Here is a 620-nt window from a genome sequence, read left to right as displayed (position 1 = left end):
CGCATCAGCACCTGCTGCGGGCGATGGATGCCCTGATGGACCATGCCAACGAGGTCGAGGGCGCCTTGGCCAGGCAGATCCGCCCTCTGGTCGATCGCGATCTCGAGATCGTGTTCTACGACCTGACAACCGTGCGCATCCACGGCGAGGGCGAGGTGGACGACGATCTGCGGGCTTTCGGCATGAACAAGGATATCGGCGGCATCGCCCGCCAGTTCGTCCTCGGCGTGGTGCAGACCGCCGAGGGCCTGCCGCTCATGCACACCGTCCACCCCGGCAACGTCGCCGAGACGAAGACGCTTCAGGGGATGCTGGCGACCGTCCTGGAGCGCTTCCCGATCCAGCGCGTCATCCTGGTTGCCGACCGTGGGCTCCTGAGCCTGGACAATATCGGCGAGCTGACCGCCCTTGCGGACCGGGGCGATCGCCGGCTGGAGTTCATCCTCGCCGTTCCGGCACGGCGCTATGCCGAGTTGATCGAGACCTTCCAGGCCCTCGTCTTCGACGACGACGGGCTCGCGGAAAGCGCCTTCGCCGGCCACCGCCTGATCGTCGCCCATGATGCCTTGCGCGCCGCGGAGCAGGGCGACCGCCGCCGCGCCCGCATCGCCGAGCTCGAG

General features: G+C 68.2%; 1 protein-coding gene. It reads left to right on the top strand.

The annotated features are described in order from the left end of the window. The coding region (locus DLJ49_RS21365) for an IS1634 family transposase (protein WP_115395501.1) at positions 1–620 on the top strand (620 nt) is incomplete at both ends.

Source organism: Rhodovulum sp. 12E13 (assembly GCF_003340565.1).
Taxonomy (GTDB): domain Bacteria; phylum Pseudomonadota; class Alphaproteobacteria; order Rhodobacterales; family Rhodobacteraceae; genus HLUCCA09.
Note: the sequence above shows the minus strand (reverse complement) of the source record. Positions and strands in the feature narration are given on the sequence as shown.